The organism is Streptomyces sp. NPDC021100 (assembly GCF_044333095.1).
Taxonomy (GTDB): domain Bacteria; phylum Actinomycetota; class Actinomycetes; order Streptomycetales; family Streptomycetaceae; genus Streptomyces.
Map to the genome: position 1 here is coordinate 84,867 of NZ_JBIRQH010000024.1, position 25,566 is coordinate 110,432.

Here is a 25,566-nt window from a genome sequence, read left to right on the forward strand (position 1 = left end):
CGCCGGCCCACTCTAGGCATTGGGCCGGCGTCGTGCCGATCGGATCTCACGGACCTCGCCGACCGCCTTGCTGACGATGGCGAGCACCTCCGGGGACAGGCCTGGGGTGTCAAGGCCGCGGGCTGCCTGCACGCGAAAGCCCTCGTCCTCGTTGTCCGCGAGGTACTTGCCGTCGTTCTCGCTGTCCGCGAGATACTTCAGGCTTGCGGCCAGGTCCCTGACCACACTCTCCTTGCTCTGGAAGTAGGGACGCTCGGTCCCCAAGACCGCGGCCAGGCCCTCACGGACGACCAGCGGCGCAGAGGCCTGCTTGCCCTCACGCAGGGCGCGCACGCCGGCCTCGGTGATGACCTGCGCGCCGGCGTACTCGTTGATGCCCGCGGCGATCTCCGAGTCGGTCAGGGGCGGGACTCGGTCCCTCAACCGGCTGTTGATCTTCTCTGACAGAGTGGCTGGGGCTGCCTGCTGCCGTTCCTCTGGCACCTCGTTGCCGAACGACCGCTCCTGTGCTGCCAGAAGTTCCTCGACCGTCACCCCGTACGCGGCGGCCAGCGGCTCGACGAATTGAGCGGACAACCGGGCCTTGCCTCGTTCCGCGTACGCGACCGGGCCGGCACTGCGGGTCTTGGTGATGTGCTTGGTGTCCGCCTGGTACAACCCGACATTGGCCCGCAAAGTGGCGAGATCCGGAGGACCGTCCAACGGGAAGAGGAGGTCCAGGTCGTAGCCGAGGGCCTTGGCCAGCGCCGGCAGCTTCTCCGGGTCGGGAAGCACTTTGCCGTTCTCCCACCGCCCGATGGCGGCATCGGAGACCCCGACGGCCCTTGCCACATCGGATTGCTTGAGCCGCGCTTCCACGCGTAGAACGCGGATGCGGTTTCCATCGAAGTGGCGAGTGGGCATCGAAGGCTCCAGGACTGCAGAACTGCTTACGGCGCGGGGGGCAGGATGCACTTTAGCGACTTGATCGCTTGCCCGTATGAGGATAGCTTGCATCCGATGAACGAGCGTGGTGAACTTCTACACCGCGGGGGCGGATCTTCGCGCTCGTTCCGCCTGTGTACTACGCATCCTGAAGAAGGGTGCGGAGCCGCCGGACCCGGCCGCACGTCGGCCTGAGAAACCCTGTGATGGCCGGGTCCGGCTCACGTCCCCATAGGAGACAAGAGATGAGTTTGGCATCACCGGCGGGAACTTCCCAGTCCGGGTCCGGCCAATGGTTTCGTCGTCCTGCTGTTGCTGTGGCGGCGATGGCGGTGGGTACGGGCATCATGCTGGCGCCGGCTGCGCACGCTGCGGACAAATGGGGGCCGGGCTACCTGATCCCCGACACCGACGGCCATGCGGCCATGTCGCACATCGGCGCCTACGGGCCGCCGGGCAAGACGCTGCCGGGTGTCGAAGGCCTCGCGTACTGCGCAGACCCCACTTTGGCGGGCCCGGAGGCCTCCGGCGGCTACGGCCCCGTACGCGAAAGCGGCGTGTGGACCTCGAAGACCACCGGCAAACAGGCCAGCACCGAAAACATCGCGCGCGCCGCCTACGTCGTCTCGCGCTACGGGCAGACCGGCGAAGACGCCCAGGCCGCCGCCGTCGACGCCGCCTTGTACAGTCTCCTCGACGCCGACTCCGCCTACGCGCTGCCCGACGGCAAGCGCGCCGTGCAGCGCCTGACGGCCCCCGGCGTCGCCCCGGCCGCCAAGACCAAGGCCCTGGCCTACATCGACGAGTCAAAGCGGCTTGCCGGCCCGTACAAAGTCAACATCAGGCCGTCCGAGACGAGCGCCAAGCCCGGTACGGAGATCGGCCTCACCGTCGACGTGACCGCGGCCTCAGGCGCCAAGGTCCCCGGCATCAAGCTCGCCCTCACCACCGCCGGACCTTCCACCACAACGACCGAGGTCACCACCGGCGCGAACGGCACCGCCACCACCACCCTGGCAGCACCGAAGGACGGCACGGCCACCATCAAGGCCAAGACCGCCTCCCTGCCCGGTACCGCACTGCGCGTGGTGGCACCGCACAACGCCAAGGCCCAGCGGATGCTGATCGCCGGCGGCCACTCCAGTGCCGAGGGCCAGACCAGCGTCAAGGTCGAAAAGCCCTCCGGAAACATCAAGGTCAGCAAGACCGCCGAGGACACCGGCAAGGCCCTGTCCGGCGTCGCCTTCGAGGTCAAGGACGCCTCAGGCAAGGCTGTCGCCACCGGGACGACCGACGCCGACGGCCGGTGGCAGGCAACCGCACTGCCCTCGGGCCGCTACACCATTCACGAAGTCAAAGCGGTCAACGGCTACCAGCTCGCCGCCGACCAGGCCGTGACGGTCACGGACGGCAAGACCGCCGAGGTGACGGTCACCGACGCCAAGATCCCCCAGCGGCCGGCCCCCAAGCCGACCCCGGTCCCGATCACCGAGCTGCCGAAGACCGGCGCCTGACCCTCCCCCCCAAGGCGACTTCACGCCACGTCGCCGGAAGTGCCAGCGGCGGGGCAGCGGACCAGCCCCCAGCGTGTCCCTGCCCCGCCGCCGCCCCGGCTCTCGCCGACATCACTCGGCCTCCCCCTCGCCGGACGGATGCCCCATGCCCGAAAACTCCCGCCCCGCCGACATCCCTCCCCTCTCCCGCCCCGCTCGGCACACCCGCCGCAACGCCCTCATCGGAGCCGGGATCGCCGTCACCATTGCCACAGGACTGACCGCCGCCCTGTGGCCCGGCAGCGACCGGGCCGCCGAGACCAAGCCCGCCGCGCCGCACTCCACCGCACCGGGCACCAGCCCCAGCGCCCGCTTGAGCGCCGCCGCAGGACCCGCGAGCAGCAGCCCGGCCCCGAACCCGATGGCCACAGAGCCGGACCGCACCGGCACCGCACACGCGGAAGCCGGCAAGGCCCTCCAGAGCTGGCGCGAAACCAACCCTCACCCTGCCGCCGAGGGCGGCCAGCACGCCGTGGGCCGCAGCGACACCCCGGGCGGCGGCGGTCAGATCCAGGACGTTGTGCGCATCCCCGCTCTCGGCGCCGACTGGGCGCAGCCGGTCTACGAAGGCGTGGGTGACCGTCAGCTCAAGGCCGGCATCGGCCACTTCCCCTACTCGCAACAACCCGGGGACACCGGCAACTTCGCGGTCGCCGGCCACCGCAGCGGGGTAAGCGACCCAGCCTTCAGGAACATCGACAATCTCAAGACCGGCTCTGAGATCCGCGTCACCACCGCGAACCGCACCACGTTCGTGTACGCCGTCACCAAGATCAGCACCGTTGCGCCGACCGACGTCAACGTCACCGCGCCGGTGCCCGGCCACCCCGACCAAGTGGCCACCCAGAAGAAGATGACCATCGTCACCTGCTGGCCCGCCACCGGACACAGCAAGCGCGTGGTCATCGAAGCCGACCTGATCGCCGCACGAGGAGGTGTGCGATGACCACCCAACCCACGCGGACCCGCATCAAACCGGCCGCATCCTGGCCGAACTACGACGGCGACATCGCCCGCGCCGAGCTCGCCGCCATGGAACTGCTCGTCCAGCGCATGCCAGAGAGCCGGGTCGTACGCCGCACCGGCCTGTCCGCCCACCGCGTGCATCGCTTGGCCCAGCTGGTCGAAGAGGACTCCAAGAACCCGCCCCGGCCGCGCAACGTCTGCCGCCGTCCGCAACCGCGCCCCACCCCTCGGACCGCCGAGGGCCACCACGTCACCGCTGCTGTCCAGCCGATGGCACTGAGGGAACCGGAGCAACTCGCGCTCCTCTGACCCATCCACCGGCCGCCCCCGGCCGGTGGTGCGTCTCCCTCTCATTCCGCCCTCGAGGCCCGTTCGCTTGCACTGCGCCACGGGCCTACTTCGCGCTACCCGGAAACGGACTCCCGTGCCCCGCGAACCGCTCGCCTCCCCCGCCCTGCCCATGGCCGGTGTCGACGTGCCGCTGCACCTTCCTGCCGTGCGGCAGTGGCTGACCACCACCTCGGGACGCATCGCCACCGACGGCTACAGCTGGATGCAGGCCGTCTACTGGTTCCACCTCGACAGCACCTACACCACCGGCCGCACCCACGGCCCCCGCCGTGTCGGCGAGACCACCGTGCGCGTCGCCGTGGAACTGGCCCGGCTCAGCCCCTGCCGCCCCGGCGTCGCCTATCTCTCCCGCGTTCTGCGGCTCTCCGAGCGCACCGTCCAGTACCACCTGGCGATCCTCAGGGAGACCGGCCTGCTCACCTACCGCACCAAGGGCACCCGGGTGCGCGGAGCCGGCCGCCGTGCCTCGGAGTTCGTGTGCACCATCCCCCCCGTCGTCGACGCCGCCCTGCACCTGCGCACCGATGACTCCGAGCAGTACATCCGCCGTGTATGCGGCATCGGCGACAAGGGGCGGCCCCTGATGAAGCGCCTGGCCAAGATGGCCAAGCGGGCCTTGCGCCGCCCACGCCGCGCCGAGTCCGCCAAGAGGTTCCCAGCCCGTCCCAACAGCCCCACCCGTTGCACCCCAATGGGGGGTAGTGCTTCTGGTTCTTCCTCTGCGGGTAGTCCTACGTCTCCCTCTGAGAGCAAGCTCGAAGCGGGCAAGGACCACATCACCCTCCCGAAGAAGACCGGAACGCCGCGACGGCTGAACGCTGTTGGCCGCCGGTACCGGCTTGCCGCCGAGCTGATCCGACAGGTGCCCTGGCTCCACCGCGCCTCCGTGCCCCGCATCGCGTGGATCCTCAAGGACGTCTCCGACGCCGGATGGACCGTGGCCGAGGTCATGGCCGTCCTCGGCCTGCAGGCCCCCGCCCGTACCGTCCGCCGCCCCTCGGGGTTCCTCGCCCGCCGCCTGCTGGGCGCGCACCTGCTCTACGACACCCCCGCCAAGCGCGCGAACCTGGTCGCCTGGTGGCGCGACTCCCGCCAGGCGGAGATCGACCGGCACGTCGAGTGGGAGGGCGTCTGGCAGGCACCGCGCGGCGGCGCCGTCGCCCGCCTCGTCCGCCAGGCCATCGGCTCCGTCCGCCACGGCAGTATCCCGGCCGAGCAGCCCGAGCAGACGAGCACGCTTGAGCTGACCGACGACGAGCGCACCACGCACCGGCAGACCGCCCAGCAGGCGTTCCTGTCCGGGGAGCCAGGCCTTGTTACCTCGGCGGTCGACATCATGGGCCGCGAAGCGGCCGAGGCGTTCTACGGCCCCGAACTCGTCGCCCGAGCGCTGCGCCTGGCCGGCGCCAGCGGCCACCTGACAGTGGGAGTCGGCCGGTGAACGCACCACAGCCCTCGGGCATCGACATGGCCCGCGTTGCGCTGAAGGCCGCCCGTGAGAACGCCAAGAAGAACGGCGCCATGGCACGCCGAGCCCAGCCGCACCCCCGCCGGCACGGCCGCCGTGCCGACGGCCGTGACCCGGTCGGCCTCGGCGCTGCCCTGGAGGGCCTGGTCGCCGCCCGCGCCTGGGATGTCCCGGTCGAAGGCGGCTCGGTACTCGACCAGTGGCCGCTCATCGCCGGGCCCCATCTCGCCGCCCACGTCACCGCCGTCCACTTTGACTTGGAATCCGGACGGCTCGACCTCCTACCCGACTCCGCGGCCTGGGGCACCCAGATCCGCCTTCTGGCGCCCCGCCTCCTGGCCGAAATCCGCAAAATGACCACAGCCGTCCGCCAGATCCGCGACCTGGCCCCCGGCACGCGGCCCCACCGCCCGGCGCCGACCGCGGCCGGCCTTTCCCACCCGGAGCCGGCCGCCCCTTCTTCCGTCTCCGGCGGCATCACTCCGCCCGGCTACCGCGCAGCGGTCGCCGCACACCGGGCCCACCGGCCGCAGCGCACCGTCGACGCCGCCATCGCAGCAGCCATCGAACGACAGAACCGCAGCCGGATCATGCATGAACCGGCCGAGGACTTCGCCCGTGCCCTGGCGCGTCAGCAGCAGCCCACACGCCGTACGGACGACAGCCGAGCCCGGGCCCTGGAACGCGCCCGGCGCGAGCGGGCCCAGCGCACCGTCACCACACCCGACCAGGACCGCCCGATCCAGGAGTGCACCCCATGAGCAGTTCCTCCCGTGGCATCCCGCCCTACCAGAAGATCGCCGCCGCCCTCCGGGACGACATCACCGCCGGCCGACTGGGCCCCGGCACCCGCTGCCCCTCCGAACGTCAGCTCGCCCGCCAGCACAAGGTCGCCCGCGCCACGGCCCGCGCTGCCATCCGGCTGCTGCGCGACGAGGGCCTCCTCGCCACGGAGCCAGGACGCGGCACCTTCGTGCGCACCACCCCCAGCCCGCACACTCCCAACACCCCTGTGACCTACGGGGAATTCGCGGCAGTCCGCTACACGGCCTCGACGATCAACGACGAGGCCCTGGACGCCCTGTACGCGGAACTTGCCCTCCTCCGCCGTCTGGCCGGTGTCCCGCAATGCCCGCCTGCGGAAAGCGCGGCCGCATGAGCAGGAACGGCGCAATGAGCACCGTCCTGAGCCGATCGGACAGGCCGGTGAGGGTGGATCGCAAGCCGATGGCACGACGGAGTCCTGCCGCCCAGGACCCCGGGCGGCAGGGCATGGTGCGGGAGGAGGGACGGGGTCTTGCCGGGGTCCCAGCTGGGCTACCACGGAGGACAGACCTGCCCGCCTGAACGGTGGCACGTGGACGAAACAGGAACTGCCTGCGAATGCTTATTGCATAAGTGTTCGTAGGCGATCTATGGTGGGTGACATCACTTCCCTCACCCAGGAGGCAGCTGGTGTCATCCGACGACGACGCTCCTCGCTTCCAGGCCCTGGCGGTCAACGTGAGCAGGCGCTGGAGCGAAGTCGGGTCCGGCATCAGCACGGAAGCTGACGTCGTCCTGTCCGCCTGGTCGCCCTGGCAGGGCAGGTCGACGACGAAGATGCTCTTCGATCCCGACCGGATCGCCGTCGTCGTCGCCTGCCGCGGCGGCAAGACCATGGCCGTCTATGACGTCCTGCCCGATGCGGACGGCAACCGCTGGCACTGGGTGGGCGACGGCCCGCGTCCCCGAGTGGCCTTCCACGGCCGTCCCTCCCGGCGCTTCGCCGCGCAGCTCGGCGCGCCGGGCCGGTCGTGGAAACCGGGCGAAGGCACCCCGGTGAAGGTCATGGAGCTCGACGACCTGCTCCAAGGCGACCTCCCCGCCGACACCACCGCCCGCCAGGCGGTGGTGGGCCAGGCCGTTGTCAGCATCGACGGCGAACGCCACCTGACCGTTTCCGTTCCCGCCGACTACTCCGTCACCATTGACATCCGCAGCAACCCCGCCACGGTCGCCGACAGGAGCAGCTGATGGACGCCAAGACCTACAACGACGGCCTGGTCAAGCTCCGCCAGACCCGCGATGCCGTCCGCAAAGCCGAGAAGGCCCTCACCAAGCTCCGCGACGACCGCGACAAGCAGATCAAGGCCCTGGGCGCGTACGCCAAGGCCAAAGCCGAGCGCCTCGCCCCGGCAGCCGACTTGTCCGTGAAGGACATCGTCGCCCTGGTGCCGCACCTGGCCCCCGCACCCACCGCCGACACCGAGGTCACGGCGGGCGCCGAGCCCGCGTCGTCTCAGCCGGTGCCGGAGGCCGTTGCCGAGCCGACCGGTGCCGCGGCCCCGGCCCTCAAGGCCATCCCCGCGCAGCCTGCGCCCGAGCAGGTGAGCGGACAGCCCTCCGCTGTGCAACTGCCTGCCGCGCAGCAGGACGGCCGCATGCCGCAGGCCACGCCGGAGCCGGCCGAGAGCGCTGCCGCCCCGGTCGCCTTGCCGCCGGCCGAGGCGGCCACTCCCGTTCCCCCGGCGCCCCGCGAACTGCCCTGCATCCCCGATGGCGAGGCCGGTGATCGCTGGTTCGCCGTGGCAGCCAACAACCTGCGCTCGGAGCGCCCCAAGTTCACCCAGGCCGTACGGGGCATGGCATTCCTCGATGCACGCACGGGTGTCCTGGCCTGGAAGGACCAGCGCATCCAGCTCGACCTCGGCACCGCGTCCCCCGCCGAGATCCTCACCGCCGTCTACGCCCACCTCCCGGACACCGTGGAACGGATCTACATCACCGCCGGGGACCCATGGCACCGCGACGCCGAGCGCTACCGGTACCTGAAGGACGCGGTGGCCGCCTGGCTCAACAACCTGCCCGAGGGCTGGCAGGTGGAATCCGGCCGCGGCAAGGACCGCATGGCCGACCACCACTACCACGAGCGCAACCCGGTCGGCCGCTGGGAACGCGGCAACCAGCACGTCGAAGTCCGCAGCGTCGCCGAATGGTTCGACCCTGGCGACGCCGACGTCACCACCGTCCGCGATGCCTTCAGATTTCTGTGGCAGGCCCTCAAACGAGAGTGGCCCGACGTCGTCCTCATGGGAAACCCAAGCCTGACCGGCAGGGACCTGTGGTCGCGCACCATCCCGAGCAAGCAGGGAGCCCGATGGGCCGACGGCTACCCCGTGATGTCCGACGAGATCCGCCAGCTGCTCCACGCCACCGCCGGCCAGGGCCGCACCGAACTGATCACCCCACCGCGCGTGCCCGAACAACTTCCCCAGTGGACCGAACTGGACCGCACCCTCGCCTACGGCAAACACACCTGGGCGAGCGGAGTGGGCGCCCCTCAGCGCGTCACCGCCCGCACGTTCAACTCCTGGAACGAGAAGGAGCAGACGAACGCACTCTTCGCCCCCTCTCACTGGCAGGTCAGGGTCACCATCCCCACCGACTGGAACCACGTCGGCCTTCTCCCTCACGCCATCACCGGCGACCGGGCATGGGACTACCCACACCAGCCAGGGCGCACCTTCACCACCTGGGCCGGCGGCGCCGAGATCAACGCAGCCCTGCGCAACCCGATCCGGCCCTGGAGGATCGAGATCCTCGACGGCCTGTTGTGGGAGTCCGGCCAACCCCTGAAGGAATGGGCGGACAAACTCAAGAAGGCCTGGGCCTCCCTGTCGGCCACGTCCCAGCACACCGGGACCGAACACCTGCGCACGGCCTACAAACTCGCCTCCCGCGGGGTGCGCAGCATCCTGCTCTTCGGCATCGGAGCTTTCGCGCAACGGCCGCGGACCACTGGCGGCAGCGTGCCCGTCGGCCGAGAGAACGAGATCCCCAAGGGCGCCCGCGTCACCGGCATCGAGGGCGGCCATGTGGTGTGGGAGCGTACGGTGATCAGCCGCAGCCCCTGGGCCCACCCGGAATGGGCGGCCGGTGTGTGGTCCGCCGCCCGCGCCGCCCTGCTGTCCACCCGGACCAAGGACGCCAACGGCCAGACCGTGCACGTCGGCGCCCTGCACCTCCCGGCCGGCAGCATCATCGCCTTCCGCACCGACGCGATCTACACCACCGCCATGCCTCAGTGGCCCTACCATGCCCAGCCAGGCGACTACCTGCTCAAGGGCCACCTGCCCCACTCCGTGGCGGCACCGACCACCGACGCCGAGTTCTTCACCCTCCAGAGCCTGGGCCGAGCCTGGTGGGATGAGGAGAATGCAAACTCGGCCCGCTGACGAACCGCCGTCGACCCCGTGGACGAAGGAGACCGTGCACCATGCCCCCGCGCAGGCGCCGTGGCGCCACCGCTCAGGTGCCCCCGAATGAGGCGGCGCGATTGACCGATGAGCTACTGCGTGAGGGCTTCAGCAAGCGCGACGTCGCCACGATCCTCGGCCGGAACTCCGCCATCGTGTCCCACTTCTACACGCGCGGCCCGCGCGGAGGGCAGTCCTTCGTGGCGGCCCTGCGCGCCGTCGTTCAGGAAGTCCAGGCCGGCGGACCCCGCGACATGGAATCCCTCAAGCAACTCGCGAGCCGCTACACCACCCGGCGCCGTACGAAGACCGGCCGGCTCGCCCGGGTGCGCACAAGAGACGCTGTCAGCGTCCAACACGATGACCGGTGGACGTCGGGTATTGCCCGCGCTGGCCGGCAGCACATCAAGTCCGGCGCTTCCCGTCTCAAGCCCGTGATCGACGACGCGGCCGCGGCCGAGAACGGCAAGATCGCCTTCACTGTACGGGCCTCCAAGGGGCGCTTCCTTCTGGACTCCGGTGACCGGCGGGACAGCCCCGGCGTGCACCACGGCGTCGTCCAACGCCCTGACGGCACCGAAGAGCGCAGCTACGGCAACTCCACCATGGGCCCAGGCACATGGAGCTCCGGCTTCGACGCTCGCGAATGGCAGCAGCGCGTCACCCAGCATGACGGCGACGTCGCCGCGGCCGTAACCGACTGGATGGTCGAGACCGGCCGCCTCGCCGAAGGAGCCCAGATCACCCATCTCGAGCTCCGCGCCTGGAATCCGGACGACTGAGCCGGTCCAGCAGAAGGGCGAACGCTGCAGGAACGATGCGCCTCACCGGCGGATACGATGCTCTTCCTGGCCCGGCGGAGTCCATCAACCCGAAGCCGATGCCCGCCGGGCCACCCCCGCTCCGCAGCCACGCCCCCATGAGAGGCAACCGCTCATGCCCACCGGCCAGGAGGGCCCGGCCGCAGCCGCGGCCGTCGGCTGCGCGACGGCAACCGCCTATGCGGCGGCGGGGCCGTGTTCCATGCACGGCTGCTGCACCACCACCAGGCGCTCGCCTTGACCATCCTCTTCACCGTCGCCGTGGTGGCCTTCACCGGCACGTTCCTCTGCTGACCGCGCCACCGGCGGAATTCGGCTGGCGGAGCCACAGTCGCATTCTCGAAGGTAGAATCGTGCCGTTATGCATGATTTCGACACACTGTTGGGGCCCGGCAAGCTCAGACCGAGGACGGCCTCCGGAGGCTGCCGACCAGCCTGCCGAGGTCGGTGAGAATCCTGCCCGACTGGTCCGACGCCGCCGAGCCAACTCGCGGCTCCCGCACAGAACGGTCCACGGTGGCCGGATGGGCACGGGATGGCCAGGATGCCGTTACGGCGCGGCGCTGGCGCCCCCGCGGTCTGAGCCTGGAGGTCTGCAGACAGTGGTGTCCGTGTTGACATGCGGCCCTGAAAGGCCGGCGCCCCGGGTGTGGATCGAGCTCCCTGCAGGAGACTCGGTTCTCGCCGAGATGATCGCCCGGATCCGGCAGCGCGCCGGCGACTGGTGGTATGAGGTCCGCATCGACCTGTGGAGCCAAGCCCAGCGGCCCGACGGTAGCCCCGCCGTGGAGCCGTCCCCTGTGGTCTTCCGTGTCCCCGCCCGGCTTGTCACCCCGATCGACGGCAGCGACTACTCCTGCGTGCCCACCCGGCGTTCCGACGCCCCGGTAGCCCAGCCAGAAGAAGTGATCCGGCAGTGGAGCGCACAGGAGCTGCCCACCGCCGTCGGCCGTCCGCGACTGCGCGTCATCCATCACCAGACCTGCTGGCTCGCAGAGACCGAGCCCTCCCTCACCCTCGATGACGTCCGCCGCGCTCTGGCCGAGGGGGCCGAGCCCTGCACGGCATGCGGCGTACAGGAGCAGATACGGGGGTGACGCCGACTCGGCGACGTCGTTGATCAGGGCGTGCGTGTCCCGGAACCCATGACGGCGAGTCCACTGGATCATCTGCCCGAGGATCTGGTCGGATGGGTGGGAGAAGCCAAGTGGGACGGTTTCCGGGCAGGCGTCGCGCGCCCGTTCGACGACCCGGTGCAGTTGGTCTCCCGGCGCGGCACCGCATTGGCCAGGGCGTTTCCCGAGATCGTGACTGCGGCCGAGCGTGACCTGCCGCCAGGGACGGTAGCCGACGGTGAGCTGGTGATCTGGTCGGGCGAAGGCCTGTCCTTCGACCGCCTCCAGCAGCGGCTGCGCAGTCGCCGGGGCATCCAGCGCCAGGCAGCGGAAGCACCGGCGCACATGGTCCTGTTCGACCTGCTGTACAGCCCCCTCGAGGGAAACCTGATGCCGCGGCCCTACCGTGAGCGCCGCGCCGCGTTGGAGAGGCTGTTCGCCGAGCAGAGGCTCGGACCGCCGTGGACGCTCTGTCCAGCCAGCAGCGAGAGAAAACAGATGCAGGAGTGGCTGAGCACTCCCTACGGTGCGGTCGGGATCGACGGTGTCGTCCTGAAGCACGCGGCTTCGCCGTATACGCCGGGCCGCCGGGGCGGGTGGCGCAAGGTGAGAGCGCGCGATACCACGGAAGCCATCGTGGGGGCGGTTTCCCCGTCGCGAGAGGCCGTCCGCTCGGTACTGCTGGGGCGCCTGGACGCCCAGGGGCGGCTGCGCTACGTCGGCCGGACCGCTCCGCTGCCGGCCACAGCGGCCGCGCTCGTGGCCGACGCCGTGACCGCGGCCGGACCCGGGCACCCTTGGGCGGGGCGCCGCTTCTCGGCCGGCTGGTCGAGCGGCCAGAGCCTGGCGGTGGAGCCGGTCCGCCCCGACCTGGTGGCTGAGATCCAAGCCGACACCGCGATTGACCAGGGCAAATACCGGCATCTGACGCGGTGGGTCCGCCTTCGGGCGGACATGACCCCGGCGGATCTTCCCCTCTTCGGAGAGGGGAACCGGCCCGCGGCCGGATGACTGCGGCCCGGGCCGGCGTCCCTCAGCGCGGCACGGTGGCGCCGCCGCCGGCCTTGATCGCAGCGAGGACCTTCTCGTGCAGAGCCTTCGCCCCGGCCGGGAGGAGAGGGGCGGGGCTGCCGGTGAGCGTGTACCACTCGTCGGCGTCGGTGTACTGCACCCGCACATCCGCCCGTCCGTCGCCGCGGTCGGCGGTGACCACGGTCAGGTCTCCGGTGATCACACCGACCTCGTCGGTCATCGCCCCGCCGGCCCCGGCGGTCACCTCACTGCGGTACTGCTCATCTTCGGGCGTCATGAGGTGCACGTACCCAGCATCTCGGTGATCTTGTCCTTCTCGGCCTTCGTCACGGTGAGCTGGTAGGTGGATTTCACCGATGTCCAGGCGCGGCTGTACACGCACCAGGCGCCGCGCGCCGGCGGCTGCCACTGGTCCGGCGATTGGTCTCCCTTGGCCCGGTTGGAGGCGGCCGAGACCGTCAGCAACTGCGGATGGGCCAGGTCGTTGGCGAACGCCCGGCGATGGTCGGTGGACCACTGATCAGCGCCCGACCGCCACGCCGCGGCGAGCGGAACGATGTGATCGATGTCCACTTGCGAGGCGGAGGTGAGCGTCTTCCCGTCGTACAGACTCGTCCACGTGCCCGATACCGCCCGGCACTGGTCGTCGCGTTTGACGTGGCGGCCGTCGCGCTCCAGCACCGTCTCCCGCGTGTTGCACTTGGCGCCCTGCTCCACCCAGTGCGGAAATTTCGCCCGACTGTACCCGGTCATCGGCCTCGGCGCGGCCACCCGCAGTTTCCCCAGCATCTGCCTCGCCTGCGCCGCCGACGGCAACCCGGGAAGCACCTCCCTCCCGCGGTTCTTCCCATCCACCGACGCCGCAGGCGACGACGACCGGCCGGACGGCTCGTCCTTCCCCGACCCGCAGCCGGCCAGCAACACCGCCGCCGCACACACCACCGCGACAGCGTCCAACCGCCGCCTGTGACGTCCCGTCAACACACTGCCCCCTGTGGATCGCTGTATCAGGCCGACTCAGCATATCCAGGACAAACGGGCGGCCCCGCGTTACTGCGGGGACCACGGGACCGCCCGGGAGCGCACCCTCCTGTCAGAGGCGCGCATCACGACCGTACGGCGCGCCGAAAGCGCCGCACGCTTGGCGACGCCCGCCGGCCCATGAGGTCACCCGTGTGGAGGGAGCCAGACGCCGTCGTGACCTCCGTACGCGAAACGAGAGCCGTCACAACGCGAACTCCCCCCATGTGCGAATCCCGCGTTGAGGGGCTGGGTATTTTCCGGCAACGCCAGGTAGTCGTCGCTTCCGACGGTCTGAGGAATTCCAACCTACGGCGAGACGGATACCACTCGACAGCCTGGAACCCGACATTTCGGCTGCCGGTACAGGAATGCCCGTCCGCACAGGCAAGAAGGCCTCTCGCCTGCCAGAGGGAGAGCGGAGCGAATCAAGCGCGGGCAGCGGAAGTGTGAGCCAAGAAAAGGCAATCGGGTCGTTCGGACTGACCGGCGAAGAATGCCGATGCTCCAGGTCGCATGCCCCCTGCGGAAGGCGATCGAAAGAAATCTATCCACAGGCGGATCGCCGTATGCTCCCCGAAACCAACGAAATCCCAGAGGGGGCGTGGGCCGTGGTCAGGGCGAGCAGTCGCCGAAACACAGCAGGAGCCAGTGCGCAGGAAATGGCCATCAGGCTGCGCGCTGTAGAACGTGCGAAGCAGCACCGCACTGCCCTGTGGGCCATGCCGCCCCTCCTCGCAGTGGCGCTCGGCACCGGCTACGCCGTGGCCGCTGCGTGCGGCGCATGGCCGGCCGGAGTCGCCACCGCAGCGGCCATTGCCATCACCGGGCTGCGGTACATCTACCGAAGCAAGGGCAGCTCTTGGGCCACCGGCGCCGCCGGGGAACGACGCACGGCCCGACTCCTCGCACCCCTGTCCTGGTCCTGCCGCTACGCCGTGCTCCACGACCGCGCCGTGCCGAATTCGCGAGCCAACCTCGATCACCTGGTCATCGGCCGGGCAGGCCCCCTCTACATAGACACCAAAACCTGGACCTCGAAGAAGTCGGCCGTCCGCCTGCGTCGCGGTGAACTCTGGTACGGCAACTACTCCCAGACACGGGCACTTGCCACGGTGCGATGGGAAGCGGACCAGGCCGCCAAGGCCCTCGGATGGCCGGTCCAAGCCGTAGTCGCCGTCCACGGGGCCACCGTTCCCGGCGGACGCATCCACTTCGGCGACGTCACCGTGATACAGGCAGCACAGCTCCGCCGGTACATCAAGTCCCTGCCCGCTGCTCCCGGGTGGGACCGGGCGATGATCCGCGAGACCACGCGCGTAGCAGAACAACGGTTGAAGCCGGCCTCCGGCCGCTGAACAACCTCTCGCCCCAACCCCGCAGCCCCCCTGGTCTGTCCCCGGCGACCAAACGGCGCACCGCGCGTTCGTCCTCCCCGACCGGAGATCCGGTGATCAAACTCAGTCACTCTCGAACACCCCAAGCCAGCACCCCGGCGCAGCCAGGGCGCTCCTCGAAGCGGCCGGTGCTTACCGGCAGCTTGCGACGCATGGGCCAGAGTCTGGCGCTGCCCATCACGGCGATGCCCGCGGCCGGCCTGCTCCTTCGTCTCGGCCAGCCGGACATCCTGGGTCGCTACCCTTCACTGCACACGGTGGCGGCCGTCCTCTCCGGCGCGGGCGGTGTCATCCTGGATTACCTGCCGCTGTTGTTCGCCATCGGCCTCGGGCTCGGCCTCTCCCGTGGGAAAGAACACCACGGGCCGGTACTCGCCTGTGTCCTGTCCTACCTGGTCTTCTCCAGGACCGTGCTTACTCTCGCCGACGGGCGCCTGGACACGCCGCCCGCACGGATGCCTTACGGCGCTCTGTCCGGAATCGTCGCAGGCCTTCTGGCGCTCGCGGTGTGGAGAGTGGTGGAGCACCGAGCCATCCCCGGCTTCGTCGGCTATGGACTCGTCGCGCTCTGCGCCGCCGGCTCCGGAGCCCTGCTCGGCCTGCTCTACCCCAGCGTTGACCAAGGCCTCACTACGTTCGCCCAAGCCGTATCGGGACACGCCGTTCTCGGCGGCGGTCTTTTCGGCTTCGTCAACAGAATCCTCACCCCCATCGGCCTCCATCACATACCCAACGCTCTGGTCTGGTACGTCTCCGGAGACTGCGGAAACAACGTTCGCGGCGACATGCCCTGCTTCTTTCAGCAGCACGACCCGCACGCTGGAATCTTCATGTCTGGATTCTTCCCGGTAGCGGATTTCGGGCTCCCGGCCGCCGCCCTCGCCATGTGGCGCAGTGCCCTGCCCGCCCAGCGCCGCCGTACGAGGCAAGTGCTGCTGCCCGCAGCCATCATGTCCTTCGCTTTCGGCATCACCGAACCCATCGAATTGGCATTCGCCTTCACGGCCGCCCCGCTCCTGCTCATCCACGCATCTTTGACAGGGCTGAGCATGGCCTTGGTCAATGCTCTCGACATCCACACGGGTTTCGTGTTCTCGGCAGGCACTTTGGACCTCATCCTGAACGCCCCCATCTCGCAGAAACCGCTGCTTCTGCTGCCCATCGGAGCCGTCTATGCCGTCACCTACTACACGATCTTCCGTTTCGCCATCACCCGATTCCACCTTTCCACCCCCGGCCGGACAACGGAGGAAGCAGCAACATCCGAGACGGCGGTCGACAGGAAGGACCCCCGCACGTGACGCACAAACACCTTCAGGTTGACGCCGCCTACTACGGGCGAGGCGTCTTGTTCCCCGTCGTGATCATCGACCACAACCCGGTCTGGAACCGCGCCCTACCCGGCGCACTGCCCCACCAAGGGCCCGGCGGAGAGGAGCTGCTTGCGGTGCGCTGGTGCGGCACCCACGACGACGAACCGGCAGCGCCCGCGCTGCTGCTGGACGCGGCACGCCACGCCCCTGCTGTACCGGCCTCGAACGCTGAACTCGCCTCCTACCGCGACGCCCTCCCCGAACAGGCCTTCCTGATCACCCTGCCGGTCACTGCCGTGATCAGTACCTGGGCCGAACGCCCCGGCCGCCCTCGCGCCGCAACCTGTGCCATCTGGCCGGCCGCCGCCTGAGCCGACCACCCATACAACCAACTCGGAGACTCCCATGCCTCGCCTGGATCAGCCTGCCGTCGCCGTCATCACCCCCACTGGCTTGCGAACGAATCGGCTGCCCTTTCTGGAAGAGCTCTACGACAGCCTCCTCGCCCAGGAAGACGTGACCTGGGAGTGGATCCTCGCCCCCAACGGCCCGGAGGCCGATCCGGACCTGATCCCGTCGGCAATCACCAAAGACCCACGCGTGTGCGTGGTCTCACGGCCGGGGCCGGGGCCGGCGCCCGCGCGCAATACCGCCCTGAACTACGTACAAGCCCCTCGAGTGGCCTTTGCGGATGATGACGAAGTCGCTGCTTGATGACTGTGTCGCATTCCTTCGCCCCAGTCCGAGGCGGGTTCTGTCAGTCTGTTGCACCCCCTGCTGTCGGATGCCTAGGGTCTTCGGCCATGCAGATGATCAGCTTCTCGTCCGCAGGTTGGGAGAGCTGGGACCTGGCACGCCAGCCGTTGATCCGTGAGCGGATGCCGGTCCTGTTCGACGACGATCTATTCTTCGAGGACGGCCCTGGGGCGCCCCGGCCGGCCGTCGTGGGGAACCGGTATCTCCGAGGGCTGCCTGTCAACGGCTCACCGTCCGTGCGGACATGGCAGAACAGTGGCGGATGCCTGCGCGACTGGTTCACGTTCCTCAAGGACCGCGGTGTCCATCCGTTCGGTGGTCGGCAGGAGCTGCGGTCGGCGCTGAGCATGTATGCCGAGTACCGCCTCGCTGGCCCGCTGAAGGAGCGGTGGGACCACACCACGTGGAACCTCCACGTCGGCATCCTGTCCGCCTTCTACAGCTGGGCGAAGGACGAGGCAGCCGTCGTGGACGCAGTGCCGTTCACCTATCGCATGGGCTGCAGGATGGCCCAGGGCGCCGTGGTCAAGACCAAGAGGAACCTCGCCACGCTCCGTCGGCCGCGCCCCCACACGACGATCAAGCACCTGGAGAAGGACTTCTCTGAGCTGTTCGTACGGGCCCTGGCCGGTCAAGGACCGGACGGCGAACCGGACCTCCGCTACCGGCGCCCGCGGGAAGCGGCGCGGAACTCGGCCATGGGCGACTACGTGTTGTCGAGCGGGCTCCGCAGCAAGGAGTTCACGCACCTGACGATCTACGAGGTGCCGCCCCTTCCACCGCGGCCAACGCGGCTCCCAGTGCAATTCCCTCTTGCATACGCGATCACCAAGGGTGAGAAGGACCGAACGACGTGGGTCCACTACGCACAGCTCGCCGCCATGCACCAGTACATCGACCTGGACCGTGCAGCGTCAGCCGAGGGGTTCACATGGAGGCCCCCGTGGAGGCTCGGCGAGCCGCTGCTGGTTGAGGAGCCCGACTGGGAGGGCGCCCGTCTCAACGGGGTACGCAAGTCGTGGCGGAGCCTGCGACCACAGGAACGGCTGTGTCTGGTCACGACGGATGGGCAGTGTCCGTTGGTCGGTCTGCAGTCTACCGGGCTGCCCTTCGTCGACTGGGCGACGGTCTTCCGCCGGACATCAGCGCGGGTCCGAGAACGCTACGAGCCCCGGTTCCCGACCACAGCCCCGCATCGGCTGCGCCATTCGATGGCGATGCGCACGCTGGAAGAGCTGGTCAAGGGTCGCTATCGACGGATCGCTCAGCTCGTTGTGGACACGGACGAGGACGCCGCGCTCGCGCTGTGGCTGCGCAAGCACGAGCCCATGATGATCCTGCGTGACCTGCTCGGACACTGGAGCGTCACGTCCACGGAGCTCTACATCGCGCGCTTGGACGTCTCCCGGATCTACAGGGAGCTCTATGAAAGCACCCTCGCCCGACGGAACCGCGCAGCGGAGGCAGTGGCGGCAGTGGCGGCCGCGGAGTTCACCGGTGAGGTGGACGGCTGATGCCCGCAACCGTCATCGACGAGCCGCTGGGCGTCCACTTCATCTTCGCAGACGGCAGTGAGTGGACCGTACGGCTCGCTGGACTGCCCAACCCCGCCCTGGCCCGGGACCTCGCGGTGGGCCTGGCCGCGAATGCACACCCCCACGGCGGCATCACCAGGAAGAAGACCGCCAACGGCTACGGGATTTCGCTGCGGAACTTGGTCAGGGAGCTGTCGAAGGCGGGCTTCACCGGCTCGGCCGCGGACCTGACCCGCGTGGTTCTGGTGCGCTACTGGATGGCCAGCAATCACGTGAAGGAGCGTGAGACCCGCCGCCTGCTCACGGACTTCCACGACACCACCGGGCGCCTGCGCGCCGAGGTGTATGACTTCCTCGACGGCGAGCCCTTGAAGATCCGGCCGGAATTGGGTACCTACGAGGCGTACTCCGACGGAGAGTGGGAGCGGCTGGAGAAGACCTGCCGGCGCGTCGTCGACGAGAGCTTCTCCCGCCATAGGCGGGCGCTCGCCGCCGCGAAGGAAGCTCAAGACCCCCGGCTCCTTGCGCAGGACACGCCCGAAGCCGTCGCCTCGCTGATGCTCCGTCGCGGCCCGATGAGCTACACCAACCACTACGTGGAGCACTTCAAGGCCCGCCACAACGGCAAGCGCCCCGGAGAGCGGAGAACCTTCCGCATTGCGACCTGCGAGCTCGTCCAACAGGTTCGCGATGATCTCTTCCCGACCCGGAAGGTGCTGGTCGCCTACAAGACTTTGCTGGGTATGTACTGCGGCGTCGTGCCCGACGGGATCGCGGACCTCGGCGTCGGCGACGTGGAATGGGCCGGCGACGCAACGATCCTGCTGTCCTACTTCAAAGGTCGCACGAGCAGGGAGAGTTCGGTGCTTACCGCTCCCGCCGTGCGTCTCCTGGAACAGTGGCTGCGGCACTCCGCCGAGCTGCGCCATTTCGCCGATGCGGATCTTCGGGACGAGTTGTGGATCGCGTGTATCGAGTCCATGAGCACGATCGCCGGTGCCATGAAGAACGGCCGAGACCGGCGCATGTTTATCCGTGACGAGGGGCTTGTCGATGACGAGGGAGCCTGGTTCGTCATTCATGGCGGCAGGGTGCGCGCCACCTTCGAGGAGCGGCTGGCTCGACGGGGCTGGACCGGCCGCACGCTGATCGACCCCCATCACAGCCCGCGGACTGAAGGCGACCACTACGCCACCCCGACCGACCCGGAGCAGCTTGCCAGCATCGAGTCGATCATCAACGACGGTCAGGCCGACATCCTGCGCAAGGCCCTGCCCCCTGTGGTCCTCACGACGGAGCAGGCCGCCCAGTTCGCCGCTGACTTCCCCGCCGAGGTGAAGCGGCTGGGCCTGGACACGGCGGCGATCGCCGAACTGGTCGGAGGGGAGCGCGACGTCTTCACCGCAGCCTGTGCCGACCAGCTCGCCGGCCTGCACGGGCCGGCCGGGAAGCCGTGCCCCGCTCGTCCTTGGGTGTGCCTGCTCTGCCCCCTGGCAGTGTTCCTGCCTCGGCACGCCGCGAATCTGCTGCGTCTGGACGCCTTCTTCGCCCGCCAGTTCCGGCAGATGCAGGTCGAGCACTACCTCCGCGTCTTCGGCCCCTACGCGCACCGGCTGACCCACGAGATCCTGCCCAAGTTCTCCGACGAGGCACGGGCGAAGGGCGGCCTCGAGGTCACCGACGACGACAGCGACATTCCGCTCCGCCCCGAGGAGGCCACCCAGTGAAACTCCCACGCCCGCTCCGCGCGCCCCGCACGATTTCCCGGCGGACGGTGTCGGCCTTCGCCGGCTGCGAGGTGTGCGAAACGGCCGGCCTGCGGCTGTTGTGCGGTGCGGTGCGATCCCGGTTCGAGGATGACCTCTGGGATCTCCGCGGGCTGGCGGACAAGGCCCGCTCGGTCAAGCCGTACGAACTTGTCTGGGACTTCTCCGAGATCATCAACACGTCCTGGCGAGCGGTGACGAAGGAAGTCCTGCTCGCGCTGCTCGCCCCCCACCACGACAGCGTGATGGCCTGCTCACTCGCGCTCCGAAAGTTCCGCAGCCCGCGCACCTGCCGACGGTTCCTGAACCGCCTCACTGACTGGTTCAACTGGCTGACCAGGGAAGGCATCACCTTGCTGGAGGACGTCACGCAGGAGCACTGCGACCGTTTCATTGACGAGCAGCAGTGGTGGGTGCCCGAGCCGGGTAAGCCGCGGCAGCAGGTGGTGCCGGAGACCCTCGCCGAGAGCGTCCGCGTCGTTCAGCTCATCACCCTGTACGGCGAACTGTTGTCCACGGACAGCTATCGGGCGGGCTTCGTGCCGTGGAACGGGCGGAGCACCCTGGAGATCGTCGGCACCAAGTGGCTGCGGGGCAATCGCACACCGGTGGCGCCCGACCACATCCTCCAGCCGTTGCTGGCCACCTGCCTCTACCTCGTCAACGAGGTCGGGCCGCACCTGGCCGCCGTGTCGGAGCAGATGCGGGTGGCGGCCGCTGAACGCAAGGAGCTGCCGTTCGCCACCGTGGCTCATGTGCCCGCCCTGCGGGAGGTCATCAGGCGGATGCGCGCCGCCGGGGAGCCGCTCCCGGAAGGTGTCGTGACCAAGCGGCGCACCAGCGAGGAACTGGGCATCTTGAACCGCCTCGCCTGGCATCACCTCGCACACCGCGTCGGCGTCCGCAGCATCAGTGTGGTGCACCTGCGCCCGCACATCGTGCCGCACCTGATCAGCCTCGCCAAGACCGTCGGCTTCGCAGGCCCCTGGGCGCGCGACGCCCCCACCATCCGCCGCGACGACAACAGCCAGCCGGTGGCGTGGACCGGGCCCTTGACAGACAACGAGGTCGACAGCCTGATCGCCAACGTACTGACGGCGTGTCTCGTGGTGACTTGTGCTCTGACCGGCATGCGCAACAGTGAGTTGGTCGAGCTCAACGTCGGCTGCCGGCGGACCACTCAGCTCGCGGGCCGAACCCGGTACCGGCTCGCCGGTCGCCTGATCAAGGGGAAGAGCATGGGCGGCGTGCCCGACGAGTGGGTGGTCATCGAGGAGGTACACCGCACGGTCGGCCTGGCCGAGCGGCTGACCGGCAAGCCGGCTGGCAGCGCGCTGTTCGGTGAGATCGCCCTCTCCATGCGCCTCAAACGGCTGCGGGAGTGGCTGGAGGAGACAGGGAACCGGGAGCGCTGGGGCCTGCCACTCATCCCGAAAGGCCCGATCTCCGCCCGGATGCTGCGCCGCACCCTGGCTCTGTCGATCGCCGAGCGCCCCGGCGGTCTGCTGGCAGCGAAGATCGCGCTGAAGCACATCTCCGTCGCCACAACCGAGGGGTACGCCGCGCGCCCGGGTGGCTCACAGCGCCTGTTCCTGGCCGAGGCCGAGGAGGCCGAGGAAGAGGTCCACCTCCGCCTCACGGTCGAGGCGTTCCACGAGATGAAAGCGGGCCGTAAACCGACAGGCCCCGGCGCCCGGAGCCTGATCGAAGCGTACCAGCACGTCGACGCCCGGCTTCAGGAGGCCGCCCAGCATGACCCCAAGGTCCTCCAGGACGACCGGCACCTGGAGGGACTACTGCGCAAGCAGGCCAAGACGCTCCACATCGGCCCGGCCAACTTCTGCTGGTTCCGCGATCCGTCCAAGGCCCTGTGCCTCAAACTGGCCGGCACCCCCGACGCCACGAAACCTCTGATCGGCATGTGCGACTCGGCCCGGTGCCCGCAAGCCACCCACCATCAGCGGCATCGGCCGGTCTGGATCGGCCAGGTCATCACCATCGAGACCTTCGTCGAGAGCCCCCGGGTGGCCAAAGGCGAGAAGCAGCGGCTGCTTTGCGAACGCGATCGGGCTCAGCGCGTCGTGAAAGAGATCGACGCCGCCTCCGGCACCGCGGCATAGGAGAAGGACACGATGGCTCGCCTCACCCAGGACGACAAGGCCCGTAACGAGGCCGCGATCCGGGCCGCGATGGAACGGATCCTGAGCGGCAACCTGCCACCCGGCGGGAAGACCGACCTCAAGACCCTCGCCACGCTCGCCGGGGTCACACGCACCGGCTTCTACCCGAAGAAGAACCGCGACGGTACCCCCAGACCCGGCGCCTACCAGCACCTGGCCGAGGAATTCGAGCGCCGCGTCTGCGAACTGCGGGAAGCCGGACAGATCGTTGACCCGCGCGACGCCCAGATCGAGCGGCTCAAGGCGGCCAACGCCGAGCTGAGGACACGCGTCACGGCCCGCGACGCGCAGGTGGAGGAACTCACCGCGTTCCGGACCTTGGCCGTCTCGCGGCTCGCCGCCCAGCACGAGGAGATCGAACGCCTCCGTGCGCAGATCGCGGCCGGTGCGCCGGTCCGCGCGCTGCCCACCGCGGCCGGCCGGACGGCCCCTTACGGATCTTGCAGTTGACCGGCGGCCGTTCACGCAAGACGCACGAGAGCCTACTCGCGCACGGCTTCCCGGGGCCCATCCCCGACGGACACCGCCCGCTCGCGCTCTCCTCACCGCCGAGCGTCACGTCTCGGCAGCGCACCCACGCCGCCCCGCCCGCAGCGGCAGGCGCCGAACTCACCAAGAGGCAGCGGAAAAATATCCACAGGTCTGCTGGTGCAGAATCCATAACGCGAGCCGGTTCCGGGAAATCCAGAATGCCGGACCCGGGCAACGGGCAGGGACCAGATTCCTCCGGTGTCCGGATTCGATGGAACTCTCGGAGTCGACGCAGGAGGAGCCCTGTGTTAGTGACACCGGCTCTCCTCCGGCCCGTTGAAGCCATCCCTGGACCCAAAGGAAGTTCCCGCCGTGCCCCAAGCAGAGACTGCCGAAGTTGCCGTCACCACCCCGACGCGCCTGCGCGCGGAACGCATTCCCTACCTGATGAAGCTGTACGCCAGCCTCCAGCACCAGGACGTGAAATGGCAGTGGGTCTTGTCGCTCGACGGCGTTCCCTCCTCAGAACTGCCCTCGGCCCTGCGGGACGACTCTCGGGTCCTGGTCGTGCCGCTGCCTCGACCGGTAGGCGCCGGAGCGGCCCGCAACTTTACCCTCAACGAAGTCACTGCACCTTGGTGTATCACAGCTGATGACGACGACATCTTGCCGGAACGATCACTGTCCGTCCGGCTTGAGCACGCGCGCTCTCACGGCCTGGGACGGTGCGCTGGCTGGTCCGCAGACCTCCACCCGGACGTTTTCCGGCCGACGGGGGCGCTCTGTGGCCGGTGACCTGGGATTGAACGTAGCGGACATGTACGTCACGGCGCACGCGACCGGTCCCCAGTCCACTCGATCGGGTACGGAGGAAGGCCAGTTGAACAACGCCGCGCGAATCGTCGAGGTACCGAAAGGTAGATCCCGCGTGTATTCAGCACCTGCTGCCGAAGTCGCCGTCGTCACGCCTACGCGGCTGCGCTCGGGCCGAATCGCGTACCTGCTGGAGCTTTATGCAAGTCTGTGCGATCAGGACGTGAGCTGGGAATGGGTTCTGGCCCTCGACGGCGTGTCCGAGGACGGCGTGCCCGACGTCCTACGCAATGACGCCCGAGTGAAGGTCGTCGCGCTTCCGCGGCCGGTGGGAGCCGGCGCTGCGCGCAACTTCGCCGTGAACGAGGTGACTGCCGACTGGCTCACCACGTCGGACGATGACGACGTACTCCCCGCGAAGTCGTTGTCCGTACGCCTCCGCCACGCGCAGAAGCACGATTTGGGCTGGTGCGCAGGCTGGTCTGCAGACCTTCATCCCGACCGCTCGATCACCACCTGGCGCTGTTCAACTCCGCCCGGCTTCCATGCGCCTGGCGATGTCTGGCGCCACTGGGCGACCCCTAATTCGACCATTCCCATCGGGCCGACGACGCTCCTGGCGCGCACCGAGGTCGTCCGCGCGAGCGGTGGCTATGCGGCCCTGCCCCAGGGGGAGGACTACGCCTATCTCGTCGGCGTCACCGGCGGTGCCCGCGGTGCTCTGCTGCCGACCGTGGTCTACCACTACCGCAAGCACGCGGAGCAAATGACAGCGCAGCCCGAGTATCCGGCCATGGAGCTGCAGGCCCGCCGTTTCGCCTGGAATCACGGCAAGTACCTGGAGGCGCTGCGGAAGGGGACGTGCATTGTAGGTTCCGCGATTCCGTGAGCAATCTCGCGTGATCACGAGCACCGATCGAGCAATTCCGCGGTTCGGTGCAGGACGGTTCCGCGGCGGCCGTACCGCGCTGCGGACCGGGCCGGGTCTTGGTCGGGGTCTCAGTCGCGGTCCTCGTAGCGGGCCAGGGCGAGGCCGAGGGTGAAGAACGTCGGCGCCCATTCGCCGACGAAGATGCCCCAGCGGTCGGCCCGGGCGGTGCCGGCGCTCTCCGCCTTCAGCGACCCGGCCCAGGCCACCACCGTCAGGGCGATGGAGCCGAAGGCCATGCAGTAGGCGTGCTCGCTCCGCAGGCCGGCTTCGTGCAGTTTCTGGACGATCATGCTCCTTCACCCTTTCGTCGGGGGACGTCGAGATCGTCGTTCCAGCGTGCACGCCCGCCTTCCGGGCCGCATCTCGGGCCCGGCGGGACGCTCGCCGCCGCGGGAGGCCGTCGAGGCCGGGGACGGGTCACCAGGGGTGGTCGGGGGCCTCATCCGAGGGCTGGCGGTGGGCGAGCTCTTTGAAGGCGTCCTGGAGGGTGTCGATGGCGGGCGCGAGGATGTGCTGCTCGGCATAGAGGTACTGCGCACGCGTCGGCGGGTGCGATGGGAGGAGGGCCGCGGTGCGGCGGCCGGCGTGGCGGCGGACGGCGGCGCGCACGCTGCTCCACTGGGAGGGGGGCAGCGCGCCGATGGCCGAGCGCTTGGAGCCGGTGACCGGGAGCAGGGTGGCGAGCAGCAGGTAGACCAGGGCCGGGTAGCGGCGCGGGCAGCCCACCGCAGCGGGGGTGGTCTGAGGTGTTCGGCGAGTTCGTAGGTGGCGGGGTAGTTCAGGCAGTCGGCGATGCGCTGCTCGCGGGAGCGTTGTTCGAGCGGCGCCATTCCCGTCTTCCCCCACCCGACCGGGCGCATGCCTCTCGATGTCCGGGTGCGGCCACACGGAATTGCGAGCATGCTGAAAAGCAATG

At 69.2% G+C, this 25,566-nt stretch carries 26 protein-coding genes; 21 read left to right on the forward strand and 5 right to left on the reverse strand.

The genetic code is table 11. The features are described from left to right. Nucleotides 1–12: 12 nt before the first annotated feature. Nucleotides 13–903 carry a helix-turn-helix transcriptional regulator gene (locus tag ACH4PU_RS31255; RefSeq protein ID WP_398279596.1) on the reverse strand — a complete coding sequence of 297 codons (891 nt, stop codon included), beginning with the start codon at nucleotides 901–903 and terminating at the stop codon, nucleotides 13–15. Between the two features lie 266 nt (nucleotides 904–1,169). Here ACH4PU_RS31255 and ACH4PU_RS31260 point away from each other — a divergent pair, with 266 nt between their 5' ends. From ACH4PU_RS31260 to ACH4PU_RS31310, 11 genes are all read left to right on the forward strand, one after another. Further along, complete coding sequence (locus ACH4PU_RS31260) at nucleotides 1,170–2,438, forward strand: collagen binding domain-containing protein (RefSeq protein WP_398279599.1); 1,269 nt, start codon at nucleotides 1,170–1,172, stop codon at nucleotides 2,436–2,438. A 145-nt stretch (nucleotides 2,439–2,583) separates the two neighbouring features. Beyond that, the gene (locus ACH4PU_RS31265; protein ID WP_398279602.1) at nucleotides 2,584–3,423 is read left to right on the forward strand and encodes a sortase; all 840 of its coding nucleotides are present in this window, start codon (nucleotides 2,584–2,586) and stop codon (nucleotides 3,421–3,423) included. Further along, complete coding sequence (locus ACH4PU_RS31270; protein WP_398279605.1) at nucleotides 3,420–3,752, forward strand: hypothetical protein; 333 nt, start codon at nucleotides 3,420–3,422, stop codon at nucleotides 3,750–3,752. Before ACH4PU_RS31265 ends, ACH4PU_RS31270 begins: the two co-directional genes overlap by 4 nt. Nucleotides 3,753–3,867: 115 nt before the next feature. Next, on the forward strand, nucleotides 3,868–5,235 hold the full coding sequence (locus ACH4PU_RS31275; protein ID WP_398279608.1) for a winged helix-turn-helix domain-containing protein: 1,368 nt from the start codon (nucleotides 3,868–3,870) through the stop codon (nucleotides 5,233–5,235). Continuing rightward, on the forward strand, nucleotides 5,232–6,023 hold the full coding sequence (locus tag ACH4PU_RS31280; protein ID WP_398279611.1) for a DciA family protein: 792 nt from the start codon (nucleotides 5,232–5,234) through the stop codon (nucleotides 6,021–6,023). The genes ACH4PU_RS31275 and ACH4PU_RS31280 overlap by 4 nt, the downstream gene beginning before the upstream one ends. Beyond that, nucleotides 6,020–6,421, forward strand: a complete 402-nt coding sequence (locus ACH4PU_RS31285) for a winged helix-turn-helix domain-containing protein (RefSeq protein WP_398279615.1) — start codon at nucleotides 6,020–6,022, stop codon at nucleotides 6,419–6,421. Before ACH4PU_RS31280 ends, ACH4PU_RS31285 begins: the two co-directional genes overlap by 4 nt. Nucleotides 6,422–6,717: 296 nt before the next feature. Next, entirely contained in the window at nucleotides 6,718–7,278 is a 561-nt protein-coding gene (locus tag ACH4PU_RS31290; RefSeq protein WP_398279618.1) for a hypothetical protein, read from the forward strand. Beyond that, nucleotides 7,278–9,479 carry a Mucin-19 gene (locus tag ACH4PU_RS31295; protein WP_398279621.1) on the forward strand — a complete coding sequence of 734 codons (2,202 nt, stop codon included), beginning with the start codon at nucleotides 7,278–7,280 and terminating at the stop codon, nucleotides 9,477–9,479. Before ACH4PU_RS31290 ends, ACH4PU_RS31295 begins: the two co-directional genes overlap by 1 nt. Nucleotides 9,480–9,520: 41 nt before the next feature. Further along, a complete protein-coding gene (locus ACH4PU_RS31300; protein ID WP_398279624.1) occupies nucleotides 9,521–10,282 on the forward strand; it encodes a hypothetical protein in 762 nt (253 codons plus the stop codon). A 728-nt stretch (nucleotides 10,283–11,010) separates the two neighbouring features. Then, complete coding sequence (locus ACH4PU_RS31305) at nucleotides 11,011–11,418, forward strand: DUF6233 domain-containing protein (RefSeq protein ID WP_398279626.1); 408 nt, start codon at nucleotides 11,011–11,013, stop codon at nucleotides 11,416–11,418. 48 nt (nucleotides 11,419–11,466) lie between these two features. Next, on the forward strand, nucleotides 11,467–12,447 hold the full coding sequence (locus ACH4PU_RS31310; RefSeq protein WP_398279629.1) for an ATP-dependent DNA ligase: 981 nt from the start codon (nucleotides 11,467–11,469) through the stop codon (nucleotides 12,445–12,447). A gap of 22 nt (nucleotides 12,448–12,469) precedes the next feature. Here the strand turns inward: ACH4PU_RS31310 and ACH4PU_RS31315 are convergent, their stop codons facing one another. After that, nucleotides 12,470–12,745: a hypothetical protein gene (locus ACH4PU_RS31315; RefSeq protein ID WP_398279632.1), complete on the reverse strand. Its 276-nt coding sequence runs from the start codon at nucleotides 12,743–12,745 to the stop codon at nucleotides 12,470–12,472. Beyond that, the gene (locus ACH4PU_RS31320; protein WP_398279635.1) at nucleotides 12,742–13,425 is read right to left on the reverse strand and encodes an HNH endonuclease family protein; all 684 of its coding nucleotides are present in this window, start codon (nucleotides 13,423–13,425) and stop codon (nucleotides 12,742–12,744) included. Before ACH4PU_RS31320 ends, ACH4PU_RS31315 begins: the two co-directional genes overlap by 4 nt. A gap of 725 nt (nucleotides 13,426–14,150) precedes the next feature. Here ACH4PU_RS31320 and ACH4PU_RS31325 point away from each other — a divergent pair. The 10 genes from ACH4PU_RS31325 (at nucleotide 14,151) to ACH4PU_RS31370 (ending at nucleotide 24,608) form a co-directional block, all read left to right on the forward strand. Then, entirely contained in the window at nucleotides 14,151–14,846 is a 696-nt protein-coding gene (locus tag ACH4PU_RS31325; RefSeq protein ID WP_398279638.1) for a nuclease-related domain-containing protein, read from the forward strand. Between the two features lie 191 nt (nucleotides 14,847–15,037). Next, entirely contained in the window at nucleotides 15,038–16,186 is a 1,149-nt protein-coding gene (locus tag ACH4PU_RS31330) for a PTS transporter subunit EIIC (RefSeq protein WP_398279641.1), read from the forward strand. Further along, nucleotides 16,183–16,569, forward strand: coding sequence for a hypothetical protein (locus tag ACH4PU_RS31335; RefSeq protein ID WP_398279644.1), 387 nt, complete (start codon nucleotides 16,183–16,185; stop codon nucleotides 16,567–16,569). The genes ACH4PU_RS31330 and ACH4PU_RS31335 overlap by 4 nt, the downstream gene beginning before the upstream one ends. A gap of 34 nt (nucleotides 16,570–16,603) precedes the next feature. Beyond that, a complete protein-coding gene (locus ACH4PU_RS31340; protein ID WP_398279647.1) occupies nucleotides 16,604–16,912 on the forward strand; it encodes a glycosyltransferase family 2 protein in 309 nt (102 codons plus the stop codon). An 89-nt stretch (nucleotides 16,913–17,001) separates the two neighbouring features. Next, nucleotides 17,002–18,468 (forward strand): site-specific integrase, encoded by a 1,467-nt coding sequence (locus ACH4PU_RS31345; protein WP_398279650.1) that lies wholly within the window; start codon nucleotides 17,002–17,004, stop codon nucleotides 18,466–18,468. Next, complete coding sequence (locus ACH4PU_RS31350; protein ID WP_398279653.1) at nucleotides 18,468–20,216, forward strand: hypothetical protein; 1,749 nt, start codon at nucleotides 18,468–18,470, stop codon at nucleotides 20,214–20,216. Before ACH4PU_RS31345 ends, ACH4PU_RS31350 begins: the two co-directional genes overlap by 1 nt. Then, complete coding sequence (locus ACH4PU_RS31355) at nucleotides 20,213–22,375, forward strand: integrase (protein WP_398279656.1); 2,163 nt, start codon at nucleotides 20,213–20,215, stop codon at nucleotides 22,373–22,375. The genes ACH4PU_RS31350 and ACH4PU_RS31355 overlap by 4 nt, the downstream gene beginning before the upstream one ends. Nucleotides 22,376–22,387: 12 nt before the next feature. After that, nucleotides 22,388–22,885, forward strand: a complete 498-nt coding sequence (locus ACH4PU_RS31360) for a hypothetical protein (RefSeq protein ID WP_398279659.1) — start codon at nucleotides 22,388–22,390, stop codon at nucleotides 22,883–22,885. A 393-nt stretch (nucleotides 22,886–23,278) separates the two neighbouring features. Next, nucleotides 23,279–23,701 carry a glycosyltransferase gene (locus ACH4PU_RS31365; protein ID WP_398279662.1) on the forward strand — a complete coding sequence of 141 codons (423 nt, stop codon included), beginning with the start codon at nucleotides 23,279–23,281 and terminating at the stop codon, nucleotides 23,699–23,701. An 85-nt stretch (nucleotides 23,702–23,786) separates the two neighbouring features. After that, complete coding sequence (locus ACH4PU_RS31370) at nucleotides 23,787–24,608, forward strand: glycosyltransferase family 2 protein (protein WP_398279665.1); 822 nt, start codon at nucleotides 23,787–23,789, stop codon at nucleotides 24,606–24,608. 110 nt (nucleotides 24,609–24,718) lie between these two features. Here ACH4PU_RS31370 and ACH4PU_RS31375 read toward each other — a convergent pair whose 3' ends face one another. Together ACH4PU_RS31375 and ACH4PU_RS31380 are read right to left on the reverse strand one after the other, a co-directional pair. Further along, nucleotides 24,719–24,940, reverse strand: a complete 222-nt coding sequence (locus tag ACH4PU_RS31375; protein ID WP_185943109.1) for a hypothetical protein — start codon at nucleotides 24,938–24,940, stop codon at nucleotides 24,719–24,721. Nucleotides 24,941–25,067: 127 nt separating this feature from the next. Beyond that, nucleotides 25,068–25,376, reverse strand: a complete 309-nt coding sequence (locus ACH4PU_RS31380) for a hypothetical protein (RefSeq protein ID WP_398279668.1) — start codon at nucleotides 25,374–25,376, stop codon at nucleotides 25,068–25,070. Between the last annotated feature and the right edge of the window lie 190 nt (nucleotides 25,377–25,566).

What these genes read in the sequence shown, in the direction of transcription:
- ACH4PU_RS31315 (WP_398279632.1), bottom strand. Translation starts at nt 12,745, where the DNA reads ATGACGCCCGAAGATGAGCAGTACCGCAGTGAGGTGACCGCCGGGGCC.
- ACH4PU_RS31300 (WP_398279624.1), top strand. Translation starts at nt 9,521, where the DNA reads ATGCCCCCGCGCAGGCGCCGTGGCGCCACCGCTCAGGTGCCCCCGAAT.
- ACH4PU_RS31345 (WP_398279650.1), top strand. Translation starts at nt 17,002, where the DNA reads ATGCAGATGATCAGCTTCTCGTCCGCAGGTTGGGAGAGCTGGGACCTG.
- ACH4PU_RS31305 (WP_398279626.1), top strand. Translation starts at nt 11,011, where the DNA reads ATGATCGCCCGGATCCGGCAGCGCGCCGGCGACTGGTGGTATGAGGTC.
- ACH4PU_RS31325 (WP_398279638.1), top strand. Translation starts at nt 14,151, where the DNA reads ATGGCCATCAGGCTGCGCGCTGTAGAACGTGCGAAGCAGCACCGCACT.
- ACH4PU_RS31330 (WP_398279641.1), top strand. Translation starts at nt 15,038, where the DNA reads ATGGGCCAGAGTCTGGCGCTGCCCATCACGGCGATGCCCGCGGCCGGC.
- ACH4PU_RS31350 (WP_398279653.1), top strand. Translation starts at nt 18,468, where the DNA reads ATGCCCGCAACCGTCATCGACGAGCCGCTGGGCGTCCACTTCATCTTC.
- ACH4PU_RS31375 (WP_185943109.1), bottom strand. Translation starts at nt 24,940, where the DNA reads ATGATCGTCCAGAAACTGCACGAAGCCGGCCTGCGGAGCGAGCACGCC.
- ACH4PU_RS31265 (WP_398279602.1), top strand. Translation starts at nt 2,584, where the DNA reads ATGCCCGAAAACTCCCGCCCCGCCGACATCCCTCCCCTCTCCCGCCCC.
- ACH4PU_RS31310 (WP_398279629.1), top strand. Translation starts at nt 11,467, where the DNA reads ATGACGGCGAGTCCACTGGATCATCTGCCCGAGGATCTGGTCGGATGG.
- ACH4PU_RS31360 (WP_398279659.1), top strand. Translation starts at nt 22,388, where the DNA reads ATGGCTCGCCTCACCCAGGACGACAAGGCCCGTAACGAGGCCGCGATC.
- ACH4PU_RS31285 (WP_398279615.1), top strand. Translation starts at nt 6,020, where the DNA reads ATGAGCAGTTCCTCCCGTGGCATCCCGCCCTACCAGAAGATCGCCGCC.
- ACH4PU_RS31340 (WP_398279647.1), top strand. Translation starts at nt 16,604, where the DNA reads ATGCCTCGCCTGGATCAGCCTGCCGTCGCCGTCATCACCCCCACTGGC.
- ACH4PU_RS31270 (WP_398279605.1), top strand. Translation starts at nt 3,420, where the DNA reads ATGACCACCCAACCCACGCGGACCCGCATCAAACCGGCCGCATCCTGG.
- ACH4PU_RS31260 (WP_398279599.1), top strand. Translation starts at nt 1,170, where the DNA reads ATGAGTTTGGCATCACCGGCGGGAACTTCCCAGTCCGGGTCCGGCCAA.
- ACH4PU_RS31255 (WP_398279596.1), bottom strand. Translation starts at nt 903, where the DNA reads ATGCCCACTCGCCACTTCGATGGAAACCGCATCCGCGTTCTACGCGTG.
- ACH4PU_RS31295 (WP_398279621.1), top strand. Translation starts at nt 7,278, where the DNA reads ATGGACGCCAAGACCTACAACGACGGCCTGGTCAAGCTCCGCCAGACC.